General features: G+C 53.0%; 3 protein-coding genes. All 3 read left to right on the top strand.

The features are described 5' to 3' along the window. Positions 1 to 508 (top strand): phage tail protein (locus tag NQF64_RS08965; RefSeq protein WP_266107160.1); only part of this gene is annotated, 508 nt, incomplete at its 5' end. A gap of 12 nt (positions 509 to 520) precedes the next feature. Then, positions 521 to 1,090 carry a tail fiber assembly protein gene (locus tag NQF64_RS08960; protein ID WP_099027551.1) on the top strand — a complete coding sequence of 190 codons (570 nt, stop codon included), beginning with the start codon at positions 521 to 523 and terminating at the stop codon, positions 1,088 to 1,090. A 12-nt stretch (positions 1,091 to 1,102) separates the two neighbouring features. Continuing rightward, complete coding sequence (locus NQF64_RS08955; RefSeq protein WP_099027550.1) at positions 1,103 to 1,336, top strand: hypothetical protein; 234 nt, start codon at positions 1,103 to 1,105, stop codon at positions 1,334 to 1,336. Positions 1,337 to 1,458 lie beyond the last annotated feature (122 nt).

Below are 1,458 nucleotides of genomic sequence, written 5' to 3'. Positions count from 1 at the left end.
AGCCACAGCCCTTCAACAGGAAACACAGCGGGCGCAGGCAGCAGAGGCCGCAATATTCCAACTGCCTGCGTGGGTTCCTCTACCCAGTCCTTTCACAACGGCACCTGCTGGATTTATCCCAGCAGATGGCCGGTCATTTACTACTTCTCAATGCCCACAACTTGCCAGTGCATTTCCTTCCGGTTCCGTTCCAGACCTACGCGGATTGTTCATCCGAGGCTTAGACACATCTGGAACCCGTGACCCAGAAGGCGCACAACGCTCCCCTACTTCCTTCCAAGAAGGTAGTTATCTCTTAAACCGCCACGACTGGGATGGTTCAGTCAGTTTCGTACCAAACGGAAATGCAAATATTTCCTATCGAAGAGATAATGTAGAGCCCAATACAAATTGGAATCTCCCTATTGGTTACGGTAATGATGGGGCTGCATGGGCAAAATATTGGGCTCATATAGGCGTCGCTCGCCCTAAAAACAGCGCATGGAATTACATCTTCCGTGCGGCATAAAGGAACAACATCATGATTAACTTTAACAAAAATGGATTCGCTTTAGAAAACGGTACAATGACCGTTTATGGCTTTGACGCTCAGACTGGTGTTTATACTGGCAGTTATACAGCACAAATCATTGTAGGCTGTGGAGCTCCGGGGAATTCTACCCCACTTGCCCCCCCTCCATTACAAACCGGCCAAGCCGCCACATTCGATGGGTCTGCTTGGTCTGTAGTGGAGGACCATCGCGACGCCACAGTATGGAACAAAGCGGACGGCTCCCCAACAACCGTTGTAACAGTTGGCCCCTTACCTAACACTGTCACCACCGTCCAACCCACAGGCTCATTTGTGACGTGGGACGACAAGACAAACACATGGGTGTTCAACCAAAGTTTGCGTGATAAACAGCTCAAAGCCCAAGCGACCTCCGCTCTGCAAGCCGCGCGCCAGATTGTTTATAACAATTACGGCATCATTGGCGAGCCTACGCCTGATAACTGGGTCGCCTACATAAAGGCCTTAATGGCCATTGTGAACGGTACCGACACCACCAGCAAAACCCTCCCCACAGCCCCTAGCGAGCCAACAGCATAACAAGGAACCCCCATGAATCTCTATGCTGCCTGTAGCTTCCTACTGGCGGTGTTGGGCTTTTTGGGCGGGTTGATTTGGTACGCTAACCGGGCGGGGCGTAATAGTGCGCGCGTGGATACAAGCCAACGCGACACGGCCAATGCCAATGCGGCCACGCAGGCCGCACACGCCATGCTCAATGCCCGCACCAATGGCATCCGCACCGATAATCAACTGCTTGATACACTGGATAAAGGAGCCTTCTAATGCCCAAGCGTGATTACGCCCCCGCTCTGGCAGTAGCGACCCTTATCGCAGCAGTATTATGCGCTCTGTTAGGCGGATGCGCGGCCCAACCCACATTGCGCCCGCTTTGCCCGCCCCTTGTG

The organism is Bombella saccharophila (genome assembly GCF_026385475.1).
GTDB classification, from domain to species: domain Bacteria; phylum Pseudomonadota; class Alphaproteobacteria; order Acetobacterales; family Acetobacteraceae; genus Bombella; species Bombella saccharophila.
The sequence above is the reverse complement of the archived record's forward strand: the minus strand, read 5'-3'. Positions and strand labels throughout refer to the sequence as shown.